The 2822-nt window shown below is 63.6% G+C and carries 2 protein-coding genes and 1 pseudogene; 2 read left to right on the top strand and 1 reads right to left on the bottom strand.

Annotation, left to right across the window (positions count from 1 at the left end):
• Both EN932_RS33015 and gltX read left to right on the top strand, forming a co-directional pair.
• Positions 1-393 (top strand): annotated as a pseudogene (locus EN932_RS33015) (hypothetical protein); the annotation flags it as partial.
• A 185-nt stretch (positions 394-578) separates the two neighbouring features.
• The gene (gltX, locus tag EN932_RS33010; protein ID WP_127385431.1) at positions 579-1952 is read left to right on the top strand and encodes a glutamate--tRNA ligase; all 1374 of its coding nucleotides are present in this window, start codon (positions 579-581) and stop codon (positions 1950-1952) included.
• On the opposite strand, the gene EN932_RS33005 is transcribed toward gltX, so the two are convergent.
• The coding region (locus tag EN932_RS33005; RefSeq protein ID WP_128369399.1) for a DUF2865 domain-containing protein at positions 1870-2822 on the bottom strand (953 nt) is incomplete at its 5' end. The genes gltX and EN932_RS33005 overlap by 83 nt on opposite strands.

The following is a 2822-nucleotide window of genomic DNA, read 5'->3' as shown; positions in this document are numbered from 1 at the left end:
GCCGAGAAGCGGGCCGACGGCCCCCTTCATTTCGGTGGGATCTACGACGAAACGGGCAAAATGCTCGGTTGTTATGCCTTCTATGGTCAAGCCGGCGACATGGCGAACCTGTTGCAAATCCAGGCATTCGGATCGCATTGGGGCGCGACGCTGGATGCGCTTGTCGCCGCCGCATGGGAGATGGGCTGCGTGGGCATCACCGGGCAGACGCAGACCAGATTCATATCTCAACTCTTTGGCTACAAGAATGTCTTCTTCCGCTATGCCGGGGGAACGATGGTCCGCTCGCGGATCGCCGAGGTCACGGAAGCGGTCCGCTCCGGCGACATCTTTATCGGTGGAGTGGTGGGCGACCGCTGGACCCGCCTCAGTTCCGATGATTTCGGCCGCTGATCGCCTTCAACCGGTGGTCAGCCCCAGCGGCTGGCTGCGCTCGGTTACAAAGGCCGCCTGCGGACTGGGCGCCTCCTGAGGCGTCCAACGCCCGGTCTTTTCATTCCAGCCGCCATGTTCTATGTCTGCCGGGCAGCGCGGGGGCGCGTCTTGTCAATCGTAAAAGCATCCGGTACGCCCCGCTCATGACAGTTACCGTTCGTTTCGCCCCTTCGCCGACCGGCCGCATCCATATCGGCAATGCGCGCACGGCTCTGTTCAACTGGCTGTTCGCCGTGAACAACAAGGGTCGCTTCATCCAGCGCTTCGACGACACCGACATTGCGCGCTCGAAGCAGGAGTTTTCCGACGCCATCCTCTACGACCTGCATTGGTTGGGCATTTTTCCCGACGCCACCGAGTACCAGTCGCGGCGCTTCGAAGTCTATGACGCGGCGGTCGAGAGGCTGAAGGCGGCAGGCGTTCTCTATGCCTGCTACGAAACGCCGGAGGAGCTGGATCTCAGGCGCAAGGTGCGCCGCACGCGCGGTCTGCCGCCGGTCTATGGCCGCGAGGCGTTGACCCTGACGCACGAGCAGATCGCCGAATACCAGACCGATGGCCGCCGGCCGCACTGGCGTTTTCTCCTGCCCAATTTCTCAGGCGATCCACAACAGCCGGAACGCACTGAAATCCACTGGAACGACTTGGTGCGCGGTGAGGAAACCGTCGATCTGGCCTCGCTTTCCGACCCGGTCCTGGTGCGCGAGGACGGCACCTATCTCTATACGCTGCCTTCCGTGGTCGACGACATCGAGATGGGCGTCAGCCATGTCATCCGCGGCGACGACCATGTCACCAACACCGGCGTGCAGATCGCCCTGTTCCAGGCACTGGCTGCCACGCCGCCAGTGTTCGGCCACCACAATCTCCTGACCACCGCATCGGGCGAGGGCTTGTCGAAGCGCACCGGCGCGCTCTCCATCGAAAGCCTGCGCGAGGACGGGATCGAGCCGATGGCCGTCGCATCATTGGCGGTCCTGGTAGGCACTTCGGAGAATGTCGCGGCGATGCCGACGATGGGCGAACTCGCCGAACGCTTCGATCCGGCGGCGACATCGAAATCCGCGGCCAAGTTCGATCCGGACGAGCTGTTCGTGCTCAACCGGTCGCTGCTGCACCACATGCCGTTCAGCGAGGCACAAGACCGTCTGATCGTGCTCGGCGTCTCCGGCGAGCAGGCCGAACCGTTCTGGCTGGCGGTGCGCGGCAATCTCGACAGGCTGGCCGATGCGGTCAACTGGTGGCGCATCCTGCGCGAAGGACCGCAGGAGAAGCCGGAATTTTCCGATGACGACCGCGACTTTCTTCGACAGGCATTCGACCTGCTGCCGGAGGAACCCTGGACCGCGACGATCTGGAAGGACTGGACGGGCAAGATCAGGGAAGCGACCGGCCGCAAGGGCAAGGCGTTGTTCATGCCGCTCAGGACAGCCCTTACCGGACTGCCTTCGGGGCCGGAGCTTGCAGATCTATTGCCGCTGATGGGTCGGGAAGGAACGTTGGCCCGACGACCCTGACCTTGCGCTGTTCCGGCGGCAGCGCGGACACGGGCGACGTCACCGGCCTGGCGGAAAGCCGCTTGATCGCCTCGCGGTCGAGCCCACCTTCCAGATTGGCCAGCGTTTCGGGATCGGCGCCCGGATCAGGTTTTGCAACCGGGACTGGAATGAATGATGACGCGTCTGTCTCTGGCTGCGATTGCACCGGATTCGGCGGATTGCCGGCAATGATCTGGAAGCCCTGCGCAGCGGCGTTGCAGCCGCAAGCCGGCGGCCGCGACATGCCGGGCCGCTTGTAGAGATAGGCGGTCGGCAATTCGCTGTAAGGTCGGCCGGTGACAGATGACATCATCGACGCCGAATCGTCGTCCATGCCGCGCGAATAGAAAACCTGCATCTCGGTGCCGGGGCAGCTCGATTCGCAATTCTTCTGGTCGCGTTCGAAATCGCCTGCCGAGGCCGAGTTCGACATAGGGAAAAAGTAGCCGTCGCAGGTGCGCACACAGGACGTGTGGAATTCGCCACCGACGCTCGGAAAATCCGGTACGCCGGGCTGGTTGAGCACACGGCGGACATTGCGCTCCTCGCTGGGATCGTCGGGCTGGTTGGGTTCATCAAGCATATCGAGCTGCTTGCTGTTGCCGCCGAAGAGCTGATCGAACAGGTTTGCGCTGCCGCCGTCGCGGTTCGCTTCCTGCAAAGGCGCACGCCGAGGCGCAACGGTGTCGTCGCGGCAGCCATTGGCGTCGAGCGCCGCCAGGATGCGTCCGCGATCGCGGCGAGAGCCACCGCCAGCCAGCCGCTCGCGCTTGTTTTGCAAGGCGTCGAGATTGGCATTCATGCGGTCGATGGTGGCGTTGAGCCCGGCGCATTGATTGAGGTTGCGGC

It is taken from the genome of Mesorhizobium sp. M7A.F.Ca.US.002.01.1.1 (assembly GCF_004022955.1).
Lineage (GTDB): Bacteria > Pseudomonadota > Alphaproteobacteria > Rhizobiales > Rhizobiaceae > Mesorhizobium > Mesorhizobium ciceri.
This window is presented reverse-complemented; position numbering and strand designations above follow the sequence as displayed.

What these genes read in the sequence shown, in the direction of transcription:
- gltX (WP_127385431.1), top strand. Translation starts at nt 579, where the DNA reads ATGACAGTTACCGTTCGTTTCGCCCCTTCGCCGACCGGCCGCATCCAT.